Here is a 17,167-nt window from a genome sequence, read left to right as displayed (position 1 = left end):
GGTCGCTATCATCGGGGTGAAGCCTGCGCCGATCATCGAGGCGCCCTGATAGGAAAGGGATGCCCCGGTGTAGCGGACGTCGGTGGGGAACTGCTCGGAGATGTAGGCGCCGATAGGTCCGCCGAGAGCTCCCTGAAGCAGCCCGTTGCCGATCACGACGGCGGTGGCGAAGCCCCAGAGCGTCCCATAGCTGACCAGCATGATCAAGGGATATGCCAGGACCGCCGCGGCAATGCCGGCTCCCGTGAGCACGGCGCGGCGGCCGATCCGGTCGCTTAGCCTGGCCGAGTAGAAGCAGACTGCCACGGTCACGACCGCCGCAGCACCTTTCCAGTTCAGCACCTCAGAGCGGTCCACGCCGCTCGCGACTGCCACGGACACACCCCAGACGGTGAGCAGGCCCTGGCAGCAATAGAAACCCAGCGTCGCCACGAGGGTGACGACGACGGCGCGGGGGTGGCTGCGCAGCACCTCTACCAGCGGGGTCCGGCGGGTCTGGTCGGCTTTGGCGCTGAGTTCCTGGAAGGCAGGGGTCTCCGCCACCTTGAGGCGGATGACCAGTCCGACCACGATCAGCAGCGCGCTGAACAGGAAGGGAAGCCGCCAGCCCCAGACCAGGAACTGATCGCCTGTGGCTGCGGAAACAGCGGAAACCACCAGCGTTGCCAGCAGGCCGCCGGCCGGTCCGCCGGCATTGGCGAAGGAGGCCGCCAGCCCGCGCTTCTTCGCAGGGGCGTGTTCGAGTGCCATCAAGGTGGCTCCGCCCCACTCACCGCCGACCGCTATGCCTTGGACCACCCGCAGCAACACGAGCACCACGGGCGCGGCGATCCCGATCTGCGCCGTCGTCGGCAGGACGCCGATCAGCACCGTGGAGCCGCCCATGAGCAGCATCGACAGCACCAGCACGTGTTTTCGGCCGATCCTGTCGCCGAAATGGCCAAAGATTATGCCACCGAGCGGGCGTGCGACGTAGCCGACCGCGAGGGTGGCGAAGGACGCGAACAGCGCGAATCCCGGGCCGAGGTTGGCAAAGAAGACCTTGTCGAACACCAGCGAGGCCGCGGTGGCATAAAGAATGAAGTCGTAGTACTCGATGATGCTGCCAACGAGGCTCGATCCGAGGATCCGACGCATATTCTTCGTATTTAGCGAGTCCGATGCCTTGACTGAAGCAGTCGCGGGCTCGGTACCAGGACCCACAGCGGGGTGTGGCCGGTCGAGGGGTGTCAGGGTGCTTTTGGGGTTGGGCATGTGCTCATTTCGTTTCTCTTAGGAGCGCCCGTCAGGGCCACCATGAGCTGCATCACAGGCAGGCTCCAGTATGACGCGCCTCACACCCATCCATCAAATGGATTACGCATAATCCTGTAAAAGTGTTTTATCTGGACTTCGTTCTGGTGGGCGCTGTGGACTGGCCGCACGGCGGCTATTCACTCCTAGCGGCGTGTGGCGCCAACTGAGCGCAGGTCCACGGGAGCCAGCCCGTGCTGGCGGAAGTCGAGCGGGCGGTATTGGCCCCACATGTTGTACCAGTTCTCATCCTCGCCCCAGACAACCGGGGGCCTGGCATCGTCGTAGATCTGCTCCAGGTCGGTGTACAGCTCAACGACGGCGCCCGAGGTTTCCACGAAGTAGGCGGCAATGTTATGGCCCGCCCCGTGGCGCACCGGGCCCCAAATCAGGTCCCGCCCCAGCTTGTTCAAACGGTCGCCGAGCTTGCCCAGATCGGCGATGCTCTGGGTCTGCCACGCATGGTGGTGCAGTGTCCCCTCGCCGCGGACCAGAGCGATGCCATGGTGGTCCGGGTTGCAGCGCATGAAGTAGGCAAAGTCGTCGCCGATTACGTCAGAGAGCCGAAAATCCAGGACACGATGCAGGAACCTCATCATCCCGCCCACATCCCGCGGGTGGAAGTTGATGTGGCCATAGCGGTCCGGGCCGAACGAGAGCTGGGGCGCGTGGTTCTCCTGCATGCCGACGTAAATCTCGAAAACGAAGCCCTCGGGTCCCACAAAGGAGAACCCGTCTTCGATGCCCGCACTCCGGGGTTTCTCGCTGACGATCCGGAAATTCTCATCCTCCACGCGCTTGCGGATGATCCGCAGCGCATCGCCGTCCCGGGCCACGAGGCCGAAGCTGTCGACACCGTCCACTTCGGACTCAACGTAGACCAGTTCATGGTGCACGTTGCCGGCGGCGAGGTAGACCGCGCCCGCCGTCCGCTCGGTTTCCCGGAGCCCGAGGATCTGGGTTGCGTCGAACACCGAGTCCTCGAGTTTCGTCGTCTGAATGCCGATGTGCCCCATGGCACTGATCAATCCCCAAGACATCCTTGTCTCCTGTTCCTCGCGCACTTCCGCGATCTCAAGTTTTTGCATTTCGTATCAAATAAAACACTATCGTAAGGGAAATCGATTATCTAGAGTCGATCCTAAAGCCGCGCTTGTCCGCCGCGATCGCCCGTCATTGGGAACATCCGGGACTTTCGCCCCTTTAGTCCCCTGGGCGCGGTGGGCAGGGTGGATAGAAGTCCTCCGGCACCGGGCATGCAGCGGACACCCCGCGCCGCCCGCCGGAACGCTGAAAGGATAAAGACATGGCAGGGCAATTCGAGATCTTCACCGACGCAGAATCGAACGTCCGGTTCCGCCTGCTGGGCGCGGATGGCACAGTGCTGGCCGTCTCAAAGGCTTTCCAGGACAAGCGCGCCGCCGCAGACGGCATTATGGCTGTCCGCGAGTGCGCCGGCACCGGGCTGATCAGGGAATCGCACGCCACCCCCTGGGGCGCCGCCTGGACAAGAGGCAGCCAACCGGCGCAGCAGCACTCCCACCGGCGGAGGCACCTCCCCGCGGTGTGAATCGGTTCCGATAAGGGCCCGCCCGGCTCGTAGCCGGGCGGGCCCTCGCGCGCTCCAGACGCGCCCCGGGCCAGATCGATGCCTTACCCGGCCGTCTTAGCCGGCCGCAGCGACGTGATCATCGTCCGGATCTCCCGGTACTCCGGGGTACCGGCGTAGAGCTTCGCCTTCTCCAGGTAAGGCAGCGAGGCCTCCCCGGGGGTGAGATTGTTGGCCGGGTTGTAGGCGCTGCCAAACAAGGCCCCGCTCGGCGGCCACAGGAACATTAGGAACATCGGGCACGCGAGCGACCCGGATTCCTCGGGCATCATGGTGATCCCGTAGGCGGCCGTCGTCGTTTGCGTCTGAATCGGCCCGGTGCCGTCCCCGCGCGATTCGAAGACGTAGCGCGGCACCGTGCGGTCCGCGGCGCCCGGTCGCGCCAGCGCCTGGACAGCTTGCGAATCGAACACCCGATACGGGTACTGCTCGCTGCATTCCGCACCGGTGACGATGTTGGTCCGCAAGTGGGCCATCGGTTTCCCTGCCGCGTTCGTGACGTCCACGGACGCCCCGCCCAGGGCGTCGCCGGGATCCCTGGCGGTCCAGTCCGGCGGGTAGTCGAAGGCCAGCCCGTCCGACGTCGTGAACGTCTGCCAGCCCGACGGCGTTGTGGATTCGGAGGCTGGGGACGCGGCGGGTGACGTCTCCGCCGTAGTGCTGGGTGGCGCCGTGCCGAGAACGCCGCAGGCCGCCAGCGCCAGGACCAGTCCAACCGCGGCAGTCAATAACGCGGCGCGACCCATGTCACCCTCCCCCAAAGATGCAAGTACTTGCCTCATTCTCGGGGATTCAGCCGCCGAATCAAGGGCACTAGGTCCCGAATCGGCCGGCGGCCGTGCGCACTGGCGCCCGGGGCGGTCCGGAACGGCCCTGGGTGACCAGGCCCACGTTGACATTCCACCGATTTCAGTTGATTAGGCGAAGCTTGCTAGACCTGAAAGTAATGCAAGAATTTCTAAGCTCCGCTATGCCCTGTATCGCTGTAGTCCTCGCCGTGGCCGCCGGGCTGGTCGCCTCGTGGCTGGTCCGCCGCATCGTCCTCCGTCTCAACCGCAAGCAGGAGGCACTCCGCGAGACCTCACGGGAGGCACGGCTTCCGTTGCGCTTTGCGCTCTGCCTGATCGGGGTCCGGATCGCGCTGAGCATGACCACCGACGACGCCGACTGGCGCCGCAACGTGGACCATGCCCTGGTGATCGCCTTGATCGCTTCGCTGGCCTGGCTGGCGATCGCCGTCCTGCTGGTCATCGAAACCGTCATCCTGACCCGCTACCGCGTGGATGTGGCGGACAACCGGCGTGCCCGGCGGCTCCGCACCCAGGTGATCATGGCCCGGCGGATCGGTGTCGCGCTGATCGCGGTGGTGGCGCTGGGCAGCATCATGCTGACATTCCCCGCCATCCAGGCCCTCGGTGCCGGCCTGTTGGCCTCCGCCGGTGTGATCTCGATCGTGGCCGGCCTCGCCGCGCAGACCTCGCTGGTCAACGTCTTCGCCGGCCTCCAGCTCGCATTCACGGACGCAATCCGGGTGGACGACGTCGTCGTGGTCCAGAAGGAATGGGGCCGGATCGAGGAAATCACACTGACCTACGTGGTGGTCCACATCTGGGACGACCGCCGGCTGATCCTGCCCTCCACCTACTTCACCACCACACCGTTCGAAAACTGGACCCGGCGCCAGTCCGAAGTGATGGGCACCGTGGAGTTCGACCTGGACTGGCGCGCGCCGGTGGAAGCCATGCGCGCCGAGCTCAAGAAGGTACTCGCCAGCACCAACCTCTGGGACGAGCGTGTCGGCGTCCTGCAGATCACCGACGCGACGGCAGGCTTTGTCCGGGTGCGCATCCTGGTCAGCGCCGGGGACAGCGCCTCGCTCTTTGACCTGCGGTGCCTGATCCGCGAGGAGCTGGTGCTCTTCCTGCAGCAGGACCACCCGACGGCGCTGCCGCACGTCCGGCTCGAATCCATGCCGTCCGCCACGGCCTCCACCCAGYTGGCAACCCCCGCCCGGCCCACCGCGAAGCGGCCGGGCCGGCTCTCCGCCGCCGACGAAACCACCGCGCGGATGCCCTCCGACCCGCACGACTCGCAACTCTTCACCGGCTCCATCGAGGCTGTGCAGCGCTCCCGCGCGTTCACCGGGCCCGGCGAAGACGTGTTCGAGGACCGGGACAAGTCGATCGCGGCGCAGAAGAACTAGTAACGCTCGGGAGCGCAGGGTCTTCCGTGGCCGGTCTTCGCCGGCCAGGTCTTCTCTGGCAGGTCTCCCCTGCCAGGGTCTTCCCTGCCTGCCCACGTGGGTCGATAATCGGAGCCATGACGATCCCTCCGGCACCTGGTCCTGACCCGTTCCCGCCCGAACCCGGCCCGACAACGCCGGAGCCGCAGCCCGGCGATCCGTTCCCGCCGGATCCGGGGCCACCGCCGGCGCCCGTCCCCACGCCGGGTCCAAGCCCAACACCCAGTCCCACGCCCGGTCCGTTGCCGATCCCGGATCCGGGCCCGGTCCCGCCGCCGCCCGTTCCGCCCAGCCCGGACCCCACCCGGTTCTGAGCCTGGGCTAACGAGGCGCAGGTCGGCTGGATCTTTGGGTGTCGGCGCCTAGTCGATGACGATGTCGCGGGTCCGGTGGTCGTAGCGGATGACCAGGACACCGCCGCGGTGATGCACCTCGTGGTTGGCGCCGTCGAACGCTCCGAACGCACCGTAGTTTTCGTCCCAAGAGCGGTTGATCGCGATCTTGAAGCTATAGGAACCGGCCGGCAGCTCCGCGGCGAGCTTCCAGAGCTGGTCCACTTCATCCAGCTGCATCTGGGACTCGTCATACTGCGGAGCCCAGTTGCCGGGCGCGCCCAGCAGGACGTTGAAGTCCCCGGCAACGGCTACGGCCGCGGGCTGCTCAATCGGCTCCGGGGCTGTCGCTGGCGTTTCCGCTTGAGTTTCAGCGGCCGCGCCCTCCGGGGTCTTCCGTTTCCGGACCGCCTTGGCGACCGGAGCGACGGCCTCTTCGACCAGCTTGGCTGCCTTGTCGGCCACCTTGGCCGCGACTTTGGCGGCCTTCGGCGCAGCCTTGGGCGCCGGCTTCCCCGCGGGGGCGGACGGCAGCGGAGTGTCGGCCGGAACCGGGGTACCGGCGTCGAGCGCGGCGGTGAAAGCGGCGGGATCGGCGAAGGCAACCGTGGCGCGCTGGCCGTCCTCGGTGATGGTCCAGCCGGAGCGGCCCTTGACCAGCCAGCCGGCCTTGACCAGCTTGGCCGTGGCGGTGGTGAGCGTCTTGTGACCGCGGGGAATGCCGCCGCTGAGCAGTTCGCGCTCGTGGTCGTTCAGTGGCACCCTCGCGATCGCCTCGCCCAGGACGACGCCGGCGTTCAGCTTCTCGCCCGACCAGACCCCCTCGGTCAGGACGTCCAAAACGGCCTTAAGCCGAAGGTTTGTGTTTTCCGCTGAGTTCGCGCCCATGGGTCTCCTTTAGAAGCAATTGATCCACCTGCATTTTGCCAAGGTTCGGCAGGTTACGCGACCGGATGAGGTTAACTCTTTGCGTCGTGTCCCACTATGACGGCCCGGAAGACGATGACAACCCGGGAAACCGTTGCCCGCGGCAAGCAGGCTGGCTAGAGTGGCCTGATCGCCGCAGCCCCTCTGGCCGAGCCGCCCCTCGGGCATCCACGGCACCACATCCCCCTCTGGTTCAGGAGATCCCTATGGAAACACGTACCCTCGGACCGCTCACCGTCTCGGCCCTCGGCCTGGGCTGCATGGGCATGAGCGAGTTTTACGGTCAGGGCAACGAGCAGGAGTCCGTGGCCACCATCCATGCCTTCCTCGACGCCGGCGGAACCCTGCTGGACACCGCCGACATGTACGGGCCATTCACCAACGAAAAGCTGGTGGGCGGGGCCATCGCCGGGCAGCGCGACGACGTCGTGCTGGCCACCAAATTCGGCAACGAACGCCGCGAAGACGGCTCCTGGGTAGGCATCAACGGCAAACCCGAGTACGTCCGGTCGGCGTGTGACGCGAGCCTGCAGCGCCTCGGCGTCGACCACATCGACCTGTACTACCAGCACCGGGTGGACAAAACCGTGCCCATCGAGGAGACCGTGGGCGCCATGGCCGAGCTGGTCCAGGCCGGCAAGGTCCGGCAGCTGGGCCTCTCCGAAGCCAGCGCCGACACGATCCGCCGCGCCCACGCCGTGCACCCCATCGCCGCCCTGCAAACCGAATACTCGCTGTGGGAGCGTGAGCCGGAGACGAAGGTCTTCCCGGTCCTCGCCGAACTGGGCATCGGCTTCGTCCCTTACAGCCCGTTGGGCCGCGGCTTCCTCACCGGCCAGTTGCGCAGCGAGGACGACTTCGCCGAGAACGATTTCCGCCGCCACTCACCCCGCTTCCAGGGCGAGAACTTTAACCGCAACATCGAGCTCGTGGACCGGGTCACGGAACTCGCCACCGAGAAGGGCTGCACCCCCGCGCAGTTGGCCCTCGCCTGGCTGCTGGCCCAGGGCGGCCACATCGTGCCGATCCCGGGGACCAAGAAGCGCGAGCGGCTGCGCGAGAACCTGGGCGCTGTCGACGTCGAGCTGTCCGCCGAGGACCTCAGCCGCCTCGATGAGCTGGCGCCGGCCGGCTACGAGGCGGGCGCGCGGTACCCGGACATGGGCAGCATCGACGCTTAGCCCTGTTGCCCTGTCAGCTATGGCTGCCGTCCGCCCGTTTTGGCGACCATAGCTGATAGGGCAACACGGGGTTAGCGTCCCGAGGCGGCGAGTTCGGCGAGCAACTCAGTCTTGCGTTCCTCGCTTGCGAACGAGGACCGGATGGAGTTGGCCGCGAGGCGCACACAGTCGAATTCGGACAGGCCGATCACGGACTTAATCTGGGCAAAGTTGTCATCCACGTAGCCGCCGAAGTACGCCGGATCGTCCGAGTTCACGCTGACGTTCAGCCCGGCCGCCAGCATGCCGGCCAGCGGGTGCCCGGCCAGGGTGTCGACCGCGCGGAGCCGAACGTTGGAGAGCGGGCACACGGTCAGCGGCAGGTGCTCGTTCACCAGGCGCTCCACCAGTTCCGGGTCTTCCATGCAGCGGATGCCATGATCGATCCGCTCCACGTCCAGGAGCTCCAGCGCCTCGATGATGTACGACGGCGGGCCCTCCTCGCCGGCGTGCGCGATCCGCCGCAGCCCGGCGTCCTTGGCCCGCGCGAAGAGCCGTTCAAACTTCGACGGCGGATTGCCGACCTCGGCCGAGTCCAGCCCGATCCCGACGATCGGCGCATTCATGGCCAGCAGCTGCTCCAGCACCGCGAGCGCCGACTCCTCCGGCTGGTCGCGCAGGAACGCGGCGATCAGCAGGGTGGAGATGCCGAACTCCTGCTCGGAGCCGGCCAGCACCGACGCGACCCCGTTGACGCAGGTCTCCAGGGCGACCCCGCGGGACAGGTGCGCCTGCGGATCCAGCATGATCTCGGCATGCCGCACTCCGGCGGCCGCGGCCCGGGTCAGATAGGCGCGGGTCATGTCCGCGAAGTCCTGCTCGGTCCGCAGCACGGCCATGTTGGCGTAGTACAGGTCCAGGAATGACTGCAGGTCCGTGAACTCGTAGCGGGCGCGGAGCTCGGCGAGGTCCGCGTACGGCAGGGCAATCCCGTTGCGTTCGGCGAGCGCGAAGATCAGCTCCGGTTCCAGCGTGCCCTCGAGGTGCAGGTGCAGTTCCGCGACCGGTAAAGCGGCGTGGACTTCCTCGGGGATTTCGGCGAACTCGGGGACGCCTTCAGCCTCCAGCTCTGCCTGCGGCGCCCGGGCGCCGCCGTCGTAAGTTTCCATTCGGTAAGGATATGCYCGCCGGAACGCGATAGGCCGCCGGAAGCCGCGCCGGATAGAGTCGAACAGATGCAGAACAATCAGCAGGCTTCCGATTCAGCCGGCCTGGTGCCGGACCATCCTACTGACGGCTTTGTCCGGGTCCGCGGCGCCCGGGAGAACAACCTGCGCAACGTGGACGTTGACGTGCCGCGCGACGCGATCGTCGCCTTTACCGGCGTCTCCGGCTCCGGCAAGTCGTCGCTGGCCTTCGGCACCATTTACGCGGAGGCCCAGCGCCGGTACTTCGAATCCGTGGCGCCCTACGCCCGGCGGCTGATCCAGCAGGGCCACAACCCGAAGGTGGAGCTGATCACCGGGCTGCCGCCCGCCGTCGCGCTCCAGCAACGCCGCGGCACCCCCAGCTCCCGCTCCACCGTGGGCACGGTGACGACGTTGTCCAACTCACTGCGCATGCTCTTCTCCCGCGCCGGCAGCTACCCCGAAGGCGCCGCGCCGCTGGACTCCGACGCGTTCTCGCCCAACACCGCCGCCGGCGCCTGCCCGGAATGCCACGGCCTGGGCATCGCCCACACCGTCACCGAGTCCTCACTGGTTCCGGACCCCTCGTTGAGCATCCGCGACGGCGCGATCGCCGCGTGGCCCGGCGCCTGGCAGGGCAAGAACCTGCGCGACGTGCTCACCCATCTGGGCTACGACGTCGACACGCCGTGGCGGAAGCTACCCAAAAAGGAGCGCGACTGGATTCTCTTCACCGAGGAACAGCCCGTGGTGGAGGTGACGCCGCAGCGCGACCGCGTGGCCAAACCGTACAAGGGCCGCTTCTGGAGCGCCCGCAGCTACGTGCTGCATACCCTGGCGGACTCCAAGAGCAACACCATGCGCGAGAAGGTGCTGCGCTTTATGGAAACCGGCCCGTGCCCCCGCTGCGGCGGCAGCGGCTTGCGCCCGGAGGCCCTGGCCGTCACGTTCGCCGGCCGCACCATCGCCGAGCTCAACGCCGTGCCGATGACCGAGCTGACCCAGATCATCAGGCCCACCGCCGAACTCACCGAGGCCGGGACGGCGTCGCGCCGGCTCCCGGCCGGCCAGTCCTCCGGCGAGCGCAACGAGGTGGCCGTCGCCATCACCCGCGACCTGCTGCAGCGTGTCACCGTGCTGGTGGACCTTGGCCTGGGCTACCTCGCGCTGGGCCGCTCCACCCCTACCCTCTCCCCCGGCGAGATGCAGCGCCTGCGGATTGCCACGCAGCTGCGTTCCGGGCTCTTCGGCGTGATCTACGTGCTCGACGAGCCCTCCGCAGGCCTGCACCCGGCCGACGCCGAGCCTCTCCTGGCCGTGCTGGACCAACTCAAGTCCTCGGGGAACTCGGTGTTCGTGGTGGAGCACAACATGGACGTGGTCCGCCGCGCCGACTGGCTGGTGGACGTGGGCCCGCGCGCCGGTGAGGGCGGCGGGGAGGTGCTCTACAGCGGGCCGGTGGCCGGGCTGGCCGACGTGGAGGCGTCCGTGACCCGGCCGTACCTGTTCCCGGACGGCGCCCGCCAGCAGACGCACGACGGCGGGAAGCACGCCCGCCGCGAGCCTGCCGGCTGGCTCGAGCTGCGCGACATCAGCAGGCACAACCTCCAGGACCTCGATGCCAGCTTCCCGCTCGGCGTGCTGACGGCAGTGACCGGCGTGTCCGGCTCGGGCAAGTCGACGCTGGTCAGCCAGGTCCTCGCCGAGGTCGCCGGCGCCTGGCTGCACCCGGACGCCGCCGCAGCAGCGGAGGAGTCACCGGATGACGTCGAGCCCGGCGCCCCGCTGAGCGTCGGTCCGGTGTCCGGGCTGGAGCAGATCGACCGGCTGGTGAGGGTCGACCAGAAGCCGATCGGCCGCACCCCTCGGTCCAACCTCGCCACCTACACCGGGCTGTTCGACGCCGTCCGCAAGGAATTCGCCGCCACGGACGAGGCAAAGGCGCGCGGCTACGGCGCCGGACGCTTCTCCTTCAACGTGGCCGGCGGCCGCTGCGACACCTGCCAGGGCGAGGGGTTCGTGGCCGTCGAACTGCTCTTCCTTCCCGGCAGCTACGGCCCGTGCCCGGTGTGCCACGGTTCGCGCTACAACCCGGAAACCCTAAAAGTCAGCTACCGGGGCAGGAACGTGGCCGAAGTGCTGGGCATGACGGTCAACACCGCCGCCGAGTTCCTGGCCGAGGTCCCCGCCGCTGCGCGCGCCCTGCAGACCCTGCGCGAGGTGGGCTTGGGCTACCTCCGGCTGGGCCAGCCCGCCACCGAGCTCTCCGGCGGGGAGGCACAGCGCATCAAGCTCGCCACCGAGCTGCAGCGGGCCCAACGCGGGCACTCGCTCTACCTGCTGGACGAGCCCACCACAGGACTGCACCCGGCCGACGTCGAACTCCTGATGGCGCAGCTGCAGCGCCTGGTGGACGCGGGCAATACGGTGGTGGTGGTGGAGCACGAGATGGACGTAGTGGCCGCCGCGGACTGGGTCATCGATCTGGGCCCGGCGGGGGGCGACGCCGGCGGCAAGATCGTCGCCGCCGGGGAACCGGCCGTCGTCGCGCGCTCCAAAACCAGCAGAACGGCGCCGTACCTGGCGGCGGTGCTGGGCGGCTGATTGTTCGCCCGAAACCCCCGTAGGGGTTGATCTGCGTCCCGTCCTGCCTTACCGTGGACGGATGCCCGCAGTCGGGCGTTTGCATGCCCGGTGCTACCTCCACCATGATCTGCCCGACCGGTAGCCACCGAAAATGACCTCTATTGTCAGGGGCGGGCAGAGTCGCGATAACGTCCGGGGACGGACCGAGCGCCGGTGGCCCTCAGGAGCAGCTGAAACCATGAAGACCTCAACCCTCACTACTGTCGCGCGCCGCGGAGCCACCTTGGCAGCCATCTCGGCTGCCGGCGTCGCCCTCTCCGCCACGGCGGCAAGCGCGGCCATCCCCACCGCCACGCCCACTTCCACCTGGGACTCGCTGGCCCAGTGCGAGAGCGGCGGCAACTGGAGCACCAACACCGGCAACGGCTACTCGGGCGGCCTGCAGTTCAGCCAGAGCACGTGGGCGGCCCACGGCGGCACCGGCACGGCGGCCTCCGCCAGCCGCGAACAGCAGATCGCGGTGGCGCAAAATGTCCAGGCCAGCCAGGGCTGGGGAGCGTGGCCTGCCTGCGCCGCCAAGCTGGGCCTGAGCGGAGGCGCGGCCGCGGCCCCTGCCGCCGCACCGGTCCAAACGCCCGCACCGGTCCGGTATGCGCCGGCCCAGGCCGCCCCGGTCCAGGCGGCACCCGTTCAGGCGGCGCCGCGGCACGTCGCCGCGGTGGCCCTGAGCGGCCAGACCTACACGGTCCAGAGCGGCGATAGCCTGAGCAAGATCGCTGACCAGCTCAACATCAAGGGCGGCTGGCAGACCCTGGCCGACGCCAACGCGGCCACCATCAGCAATCCGAACCTGGTGCTCACCGGCCAGGTCCTGCAGCTCCCGGCCTAAAGTGGCGGCCTGCGCTGCAGCGGAATGACTGACGCAGTGTGCTCGAACAGCAGTGTGATTAAAAACGACGACGCCGGGGCGCCCTTGGGGGCGGCTCCGGCGTCGTCGTTTAATTTTCTAGGCGGTCAAACGGCCCGCGGGAGTTCGCGGACGATGCGGACCTTCCAGGCGGCGTCGTCGCTGGTGTCCAGCAGGGCCACGGTGCCCTGGGCGAGGTGCAGTGCGACCCGCTTGGCCGCGAGCAGTTCCAGGTAAAGCTGTTCGTTCATCCGGGCGGGGGTGTCGATCACGTACTTCACCGCGTCGCGGACCTTGCGGTAGTTGGCGCTACGCTCCCGGTGCAGGTGAAGTTCGAGCAACCGGCGCTGCCGCAACTTGGGCTCATGCCGGTTCAGCCAGGACACGGCCGCGTGGACGGCCACCACCAGCGTCAGCGAGATGACGTAGATTTCCCAGCCGCTGGAGAGCAGGAAGAGTGGCAGGTTGGCGATGGCGACGAGGGCGATGAGGAGCCGGAACGCCATCAGCCGCCGCATGGTCAGAGCCATCGAGGCCAGGGCCGCGCGGAAGCCGCTCTGCTCCTTGCGGGCCTCGGCAGGGTTCAGCGTGAATTCTTCGAGGACCAGGATGCCGTTGGCCTCCGGTCCGAGCATTTGTCCGTATTTGGGCGCAAAGGGCGCCGCTGCTTCAAAGGTCATGGCGGGTCTTCCGGGCGGCAGTGGTGGTTCCCATAAATGATAGAGCCCGCAGCTGGGAACTGTCTGTAGCATTTCGCGGTGTGAACGCGCTCACCGGCGAGCCCCAGCAATTGGCGTTGCGGCCCGGTGGCCCCAAACTGGAGAGATGCAGACTTTCCTCCCTTTCCCCGATTTCCGGCAGAGCGCCGCGGCCCTTGACCGCGTGCGGCTCGGCAAGCAGCGTGTCGAAGCGTTGCAAATGCTGCGCGCGCTGGTGATTCCCGAGTACGGCTGGCAGTCCCACCCGGCCGTCCGGATGTGGATGGGCCATGTCCCCGCGCTGACCATGTACGGTCTGGCCGTGGTGGACGAATGGACCGCCCGGGGCGGCGAGGACACCACCCGGGACAAGATCATGGAGTTCGCTCCGCAGGCAGCGCACCCGGACTACGCTGCCAAGATTCCGATGCCCTACTGGCTGGGGAACCCGGACTTCCACCTCAGCCACCGCTCCCGGCTGCTGGCCAAGGACCACCGGTTCTACGCCTCGGTGTTCCCTGGCACGGACCCGGACCTTGAGTATGTCTGGCCCGAACCCAAGCACGAGCTGCTGCCGGAAGATCCCGCCGGCGACCGCATGTGGGTCCTCCGCCTGCCGCTGGGCGACACCGACCCGCAGCAACTGGACACCATCAGCCTGCCGCCGGTGCGGGGCACCAGGGCCGCCAGCGCTGCCGACGACGACTACCAGTTTGTCTACGCGGACAACCCTTCCCGCAGGCCGGACAAGAACGCCCGCAAGCGCCCCGCCAAGCCGCTGGTGAAGAAGCCCACGCGCAAGCGGCTGGCGCAGGAAGAGGCTTTCACCACGCTGCCCGGGAAGTCCGTCGTGGCGATCCCGTTCGACGGCGGCCAGTCATTCGCCGTCGGCGAGGTGCAGGGCCGTCCCGTCACGGTGGACAGCAAGTTCGCCCGCAATTTCCAGGTCAGTGAGATCCTGGCGCGCCGGGACTTCGACTACCCGGCACTGCTGCAGGACCCGCGGGTGTTCTTCCCGATCGCTGCCCGCTGACCTGACGGCCGGGCCCCGGCTTCGGGCGGAGGCGCCGCGGAGCCGGTCCGGTCCGGTCCGCGCCGGGCTGGTCAGCAGATCGCGGTTTGTTTAAACTCAGGTCCGGTCCACGACCCGACCTGAGCGGACACCGTGAAGGTATATTTTCCCTTGCCGCTGCCGGAATACATGGTGACCTGGACCTTGCCCCCAGCGGCAATCGGGACTAGGGACGGTGCTCCAGTCGGCGGCGTCAGCGTCGCTGTATATCCGGTGGCGCGGTCGACCGCGCTCACTGACGTAAAAGTGATGCTGGCACCCTTTTGTCCGCGATCGTTGGTGCACTGGAGTGTGCCATTGACTGATGCGGGGGCGGGAATCGTGTAGGTCCCGACGCTCAGGGAGGCGTTGGTGCCAGCGGTGAAGGCAGCATAGGCAAGCCCAGGGGCGCCCAGCACCAGGGCCAGGGCCACGGGCACCGCAAACAGCCGACGCAACCGCTCGCGCCGTACGGGCGAAGCCCGCGGGGCTGGCGGTACGGGCCGGGCGACGTTCACTGCTTACTCCCTGTTTGGGCGGTTCATCTGGCAGCTCCCAGTTTGGCAGTCCGTTTTCAACGCGAACCCGGGTAAAACTTCAACATTTGCTCAAGAAAACCGCGTTAACGTAGAGTCCAGTGTGTTGTATGTGGTTCGTGTCACACCTTGTGACTCATGTGATAGCAGGGACAAAGTCTCTTTGTCTGAGAAGCTGGGGTTATGTTCGGTCCGGTCAGTCAGCTCCGCGCTGTGGTTATAGATGACGACGCCGATATTCGCCTGCTGATTCGCCGGACGCTGGAGATGCAGGGCTTCGCCGTTTCCGAAGCCGGCACCGGCGCTGAGGCGCTGCTGGGCATCCAGGAATATGGTCCGGACCTTGTCACCCTGGACCTCAATCTTCCCGATTTGGACGGCGTGGAAGTCTGCCGCCGACTGCGCAAGTTCTCCGACGCTTACGTCATCATGATCACGGCCCGGGGCGACGAGATTGATGAGTTGATGGGCCTGGAAATCGGCGCGGACGACTTCATCAGCAAACCGTTCAGCCCCCGGACCGTCCAGGCTCGGATCACGGCCGTGCTCCGCCGCCACCGGCCCACTCCGCAAAGGCCCACGCCGCAACGCCGCGCCTCAGACTTCATGCCCCGCGCCGCTGGCGCCACGCCGGACGAAGCCCACCACAACCCGGGACGCCGGGCCGGAGACGTCGCTCCCGCCGCCGCCTCCGGCGCTCCCGCCGTCGTTTCGGGCGCCGCCGCGGCGCCGGAACCCGATCCGCGGCGCGACGAGGCCGACGGCGTCGTCCGGCACGGCCCGCTGGTCGTCGAGGTCGAGGGCCGGACCGCGTCGCTGGACGGCACCGAACTGGTGTTGACGCGCACGGAATTTGATCTTCTCGAAGCACTCGCCTGCGCCCCCCGCCGCGTGTGGACCCGAAAGGCGCTCCTCACCAAGGTGTGGGGCACGGAGTGGCCCATGGATGAGCACCTCGTCGAGGTACACATCGGCAACCTGCGCAAAAAGCTGGGCGACAAGGGCCGCGAACCACGGTTCATCCGCACGGTGCGCGGCGTTGGTTACCGGATGGCGCCAGCGGAAGCGGTGGGGTAGCTGTCAACTACACCGTCCGTCCAGGTCGAAGCGCAGGATGAGGCCGCCCGTCAGTCCATGCTGGCGGGGTACGGGCTACCGCGCCTCGAACCGCTCCCGGAGAACAGCGGCGCACGCGTCCCGGACACGATGGGGCAGCTCCGGAAGCTACTCGTCCTTGCCACCACAACCACCGGCATTCCGTTCGGCGTCGTCAACATCATCACGGCCGATCAGCAACACCACATTGCCGCTGTGGGGATCGATCCCGGCATGTGTTCCCGCGAAGATTCAATGTGCAGCCGCGTCTTCCTCAGCGGCAGGACAACGGTGGTCCCGGACGCCTCGCGGGATCCCATGTTCCGGGACCATCCATTTGTCACGGGAAAGCTTGCCGCCGTCCGGTTCTACGCGTCGGTGCCGCTCACCACGACAGATGGATTCGTGCTGGGCTCGCTCTGCCTCTTCTCGCATGCCCCGGCCGAGCTCTCGGCTGAACGGACGCTGGCGCTTGAGATCATCGCCTCGCAGGTCGTCGAAGTCCTCGAACTCCAACATCACGCCCGGATGCTTGACCGGGCCCTTGAAGAGGCCCGGACCAGCAACAAGCTGCTGGAGTCATTCGCCGGACGGATCAGTCACGATCTACGGAACCCGCTGACCAGTATCATCGGGTTCACCGAGTTGGGTGAGCTCAGAAGCTCCGCGGACGCAGAGGAACTCGGCATCATTGGCCGGACATCACGCCGGATGCTGGCCATGGTGGACGACATTTTGTCCTTTTCCCGGATCGGCGGCGCCCTCCGCTGCGGTGATGTGTCCCTGCTGGCACTGGTCCGCGACGTGGAGGAGGACCTGCGCTCGAGCCTCAGCGAAGTCGATGCCGACATCGAAGTCTCGGACTTCGTTCTCCGCGCCGACGCCGAACAGCTTCGCATGCTCTTGCAGAACCTCATCCACAACGCCGTCACCTACCGCTGCCCCGGTCTGCGGCCCCGGATCCTGGTCAGGGCCGAAGCCATTGCCGACGGCGTTGAGATTCAGGTAGCGGATAACGGCAAGGGTATTCCTATGGCGGATTGGGAACGTGTCACTCAACCGCTGGTCCGGTTGCACCGCGAGGACGACCCGCCCGGTTCCGGACTGGGGCTGGCGACCTGCCTCCGGATCGCCAACGCCCACGGCGGCAGCTTGTGGATCAGTTCGGGCCCCGACGGCGGTACGGTCGTCTCCGTCAGACTGCCGGCGTCCCCGGTTGGGCCGTACGGCTAGGGCGTCCTGGTCCTAGTTCGGAGCTCCTGGCGCGAGGATTCCGAGGATTCGCGGAGCTRACGAGTTTGTTGACGTGGTGCGCGAAGTCAGCGATGGTGGAGTCGAGTTCGCCCGCAGCGGCCTTGGCTGCCGTCAGGTCACCGGCGCGGATATTCCGCTCGACGGCCCGGCTGCGGCCCTCCAGCTGAACTGCTCCGGCCATCGCCGCCGAGGTCGCCACACTGAGGACAGCGACCAATGCGCGCTCGGCCTTGCCGTCCCGCAGGCTGCTGTGGACGCACGCCACCCTGCGGGGCAGGCTGTCGAGGAAG

At 67.4% G+C, this 17,167-nt stretch carries 16 protein-coding genes; 8 read left to right on the top strand and 8 right to left on the bottom strand.

Annotated features, from left to right (window positions below; all coding sequences use genetic code 11):
• Positions 1-1,137: MFS transporter (locus tag AB4Y86_RS01795; RefSeq protein ID WP_441399721.1), on the bottom strand; the 1,137-nt coding region annotated here is incomplete at its 3' end.
• Between the two features lie 302 nt (positions 1,138-1,439).
• A complete protein-coding gene (locus AB4Y86_RS01790; RefSeq protein WP_441399720.1) occupies positions 1,440-2,333 on the bottom strand; it encodes a VOC family protein in 894 nt (297 codons plus the stop codon).
• A gap of 266 nt (positions 2,334-2,599) precedes the next feature.
• Between AB4Y86_RS01790 and AB4Y86_RS01785 the strand changes: the two genes are divergently transcribed.
• Complete coding sequence (locus tag AB4Y86_RS01785) at positions 2,600-2,863, top strand: YegP family protein (protein WP_441399719.1); 264 nt, start codon at positions 2,600-2,602, stop codon at positions 2,861-2,863.
• An 83-nt stretch (positions 2,864-2,946) separates the two neighbouring features.
• On the opposite strand, the gene AB4Y86_RS01780 is transcribed toward AB4Y86_RS01785, so the two are convergent.
• Complete coding sequence (locus tag AB4Y86_RS01780; RefSeq protein ID WP_441399718.1) at positions 2,947-3,648, bottom strand: hypothetical protein; 702 nt, start codon at positions 3,646-3,648, stop codon at positions 2,947-2,949.
• Positions 3,649-3,872: 224 nt separating this feature from the next.
• Here AB4Y86_RS01780 and AB4Y86_RS01775 point away from each other — a divergent pair, with 224 nt between their 5' ends.
• Entirely contained in the window at positions 3,873-5,105 is a 1,233-nt protein-coding gene (locus tag AB4Y86_RS01775) for a mechanosensitive ion channel family protein (RefSeq protein ID WP_441399717.1), read from the top strand.
• 401 nt (positions 5,106-5,506) lie between these two features.
• Here AB4Y86_RS01775 and AB4Y86_RS01770 read toward each other — a convergent pair whose 3' ends face one another.
• A complete protein-coding gene (locus tag AB4Y86_RS01770) occupies positions 5,507-6,364 on the bottom strand; it encodes a pullulanase X25 domain-containing protein (RefSeq protein WP_441399716.1) in 858 nt (285 codons plus the stop codon).
• Positions 6,365-6,609: 245 nt separating this feature from the next.
• Between AB4Y86_RS01770 and AB4Y86_RS01765 the strand changes: the two genes are divergently transcribed.
• Positions 6,610-7,584, top strand: a complete 975-nt coding sequence (locus AB4Y86_RS01765; protein WP_441399715.1) for an aldo/keto reductase — start codon at positions 6,610-6,612, stop codon at positions 7,582-7,584.
• 71 nt (positions 7,585-7,655) lie between these two features.
• On the opposite strand, the gene AB4Y86_RS01760 is transcribed toward AB4Y86_RS01765, so the two are convergent.
• Positions 7,656-8,732: an adenosine deaminase gene (locus AB4Y86_RS01760; RefSeq protein WP_441399714.1), complete on the bottom strand. Its 1,077-nt coding sequence runs from the start codon at positions 8,730-8,732 to the stop codon at positions 7,656-7,658.
• Positions 8,733-8,798: 66 nt separating this feature from the next.
• Here AB4Y86_RS01760 and uvrA point away from each other — a divergent pair, with 66 nt between their 5' ends.
• Together uvrA and AB4Y86_RS01750 are read left to right on the top strand one after the other, a co-directional pair.
• Complete coding sequence (uvrA, locus tag AB4Y86_RS01755; RefSeq protein ID WP_441399713.1) at positions 8,799-11,354, top strand: excinuclease ABC subunit UvrA; 2,556 nt, start codon at positions 8,799-8,801, stop codon at positions 11,352-11,354.
• 220 nt (positions 11,355-11,574) lie between these two features.
• Positions 11,575-12,225 (top strand): transglycosylase family protein, encoded by a 651-nt coding sequence (locus tag AB4Y86_RS01750; protein WP_441399712.1) that lies wholly within the window; start codon positions 11,575-11,577, stop codon positions 12,223-12,225.
• A gap of 125 nt (positions 12,226-12,350) precedes the next feature.
• On the opposite strand, the gene AB4Y86_RS01745 is transcribed toward AB4Y86_RS01750, so the two are convergent.
• Positions 12,351-12,923, bottom strand: coding sequence for a hypothetical protein (locus AB4Y86_RS01745; protein ID WP_441399711.1), 573 nt, complete (start codon positions 12,921-12,923; stop codon positions 12,351-12,353).
• Positions 12,924-13,068: 145 nt separating this feature from the next.
• On the opposite strand from AB4Y86_RS01745, the gene AB4Y86_RS01740 reads away from it, so the two are divergent.
• On the top strand, positions 13,069-13,974 hold the full coding sequence (locus tag AB4Y86_RS01740; protein WP_441399710.1) for an MSMEG_6728 family protein: 906 nt from the start codon (positions 13,069-13,071) through the stop codon (positions 13,972-13,974).
• 71 nt (positions 13,975-14,045) lie between these two features.
• Here the strand turns inward: AB4Y86_RS01740 and AB4Y86_RS01735 are convergent, their stop codons facing one another.
• Positions 14,046-14,426 carry a hypothetical protein gene (locus tag AB4Y86_RS01735; protein WP_441399709.1) on the bottom strand — a complete coding sequence of 127 codons (381 nt, stop codon included), beginning with the start codon at positions 14,424-14,426 and terminating at the stop codon, positions 14,046-14,048.
• A gap of 315 nt (positions 14,427-14,741) precedes the next feature.
• On the opposite strand from AB4Y86_RS01735, the gene AB4Y86_RS01730 reads away from it, so the two are divergent.
• Complete coding sequence (locus AB4Y86_RS01730) at positions 14,742-15,605, top strand: response regulator transcription factor (protein ID WP_441399708.1); 864 nt, start codon at positions 14,742-14,744, stop codon at positions 15,603-15,605.
• 57 nt (positions 15,606-15,662) lie between these two features.
• Entirely contained in the window at positions 15,663-16,856 is a 1,194-nt protein-coding gene (locus AB4Y86_RS01725) for a GAF domain-containing sensor histidine kinase (protein ID WP_441399707.1), read from the top strand.
• Here AB4Y86_RS01725 and AB4Y86_RS01720 read toward each other — a convergent pair.
• The coding region (locus AB4Y86_RS01720) for a hypothetical protein (RefSeq protein ID WP_441399706.1) at positions 16,819-17,167 on the bottom strand (349 nt) is incomplete at its 5' end. The two genes, AB4Y86_RS01725 and AB4Y86_RS01720, sit on opposite strands and share 38 nt — an antisense overlap.

This window comes from Arthrobacter sp. 2YAF22_2 (assembly GCF_052114645.1).
Lineage (GTDB): Bacteria > Actinomycetota > Actinomycetes > Actinomycetales > Micrococcaceae > Arthrobacter.
The sequence above is the reverse complement of the archived record's forward strand: the minus strand, read 5'-3'. Positions and strand labels throughout refer to the sequence as shown.

Bases quoted from the DNA above. Each gene is read 5' to 3' on its own strand.
- AB4Y86_RS01790 (WP_441399720.1), bottom strand. From the start codon at position 2,333: ATGTCTTGGGGATTGATCAGTGCCATGGGGCACATCGGCATTCAGACG.
- AB4Y86_RS01785 (WP_441399719.1), top strand. From the start codon at position 2,600: ATGGCAGGGCAATTCGAGATCTTCACCGACGCAGAATCGAACGTCCGG.
- AB4Y86_RS01780 (WP_441399718.1), bottom strand. From the start codon at position 3,648: ATGGGTCGCGCCGCGTTATTGACTGCCGCGGTTGGACTGGTCCTGGCG.
- AB4Y86_RS01770 (WP_441399716.1), bottom strand. From the start codon at position 6,364: ATGGGCGCGAACTCAGCGGAAAACACAAACCTTCGGCTTAAGGCCGTT.
- AB4Y86_RS01765 (WP_441399715.1), top strand. From the start codon at position 6,610: ATGGAAACACGTACCCTCGGACCGCTCACCGTCTCGGCCCTCGGCCTG.
- AB4Y86_RS01760 (WP_441399714.1), bottom strand. From the start codon at position 8,732: ATGGAAACTTACGACGGCGGCGCCCGGGCGCCGCAGGCAGAGCTGGAG.
- uvrA (WP_441399713.1), top strand. From the start codon at position 8,799: ATGCAGAACAATCAGCAGGCTTCCGATTCAGCCGGCCTGGTGCCGGAC.
- AB4Y86_RS01750 (WP_441399712.1), top strand. From the start codon at position 11,575: ATGAAGACCTCAACCCTCACTACTGTCGCGCGCCGCGGAGCCACCTTG.
- AB4Y86_RS01745 (WP_441399711.1), bottom strand. From the start codon at position 12,923: ATGACCTTTGAAGCAGCGGCGCCCTTTGCGCCCAAATACGGACAAATG.
- AB4Y86_RS01740 (WP_441399710.1), top strand. From the start codon at position 13,069: ATGCAGACTTTCCTCCCTTTCCCCGATTTCCGGCAGAGCGCCGCGGCC.
- AB4Y86_RS01725 (WP_441399707.1), top strand. From the start codon at position 15,663: ATGCTGGCGGGGTACGGGCTACCGCGCCTCGAACCGCTCCCGGAGAAC.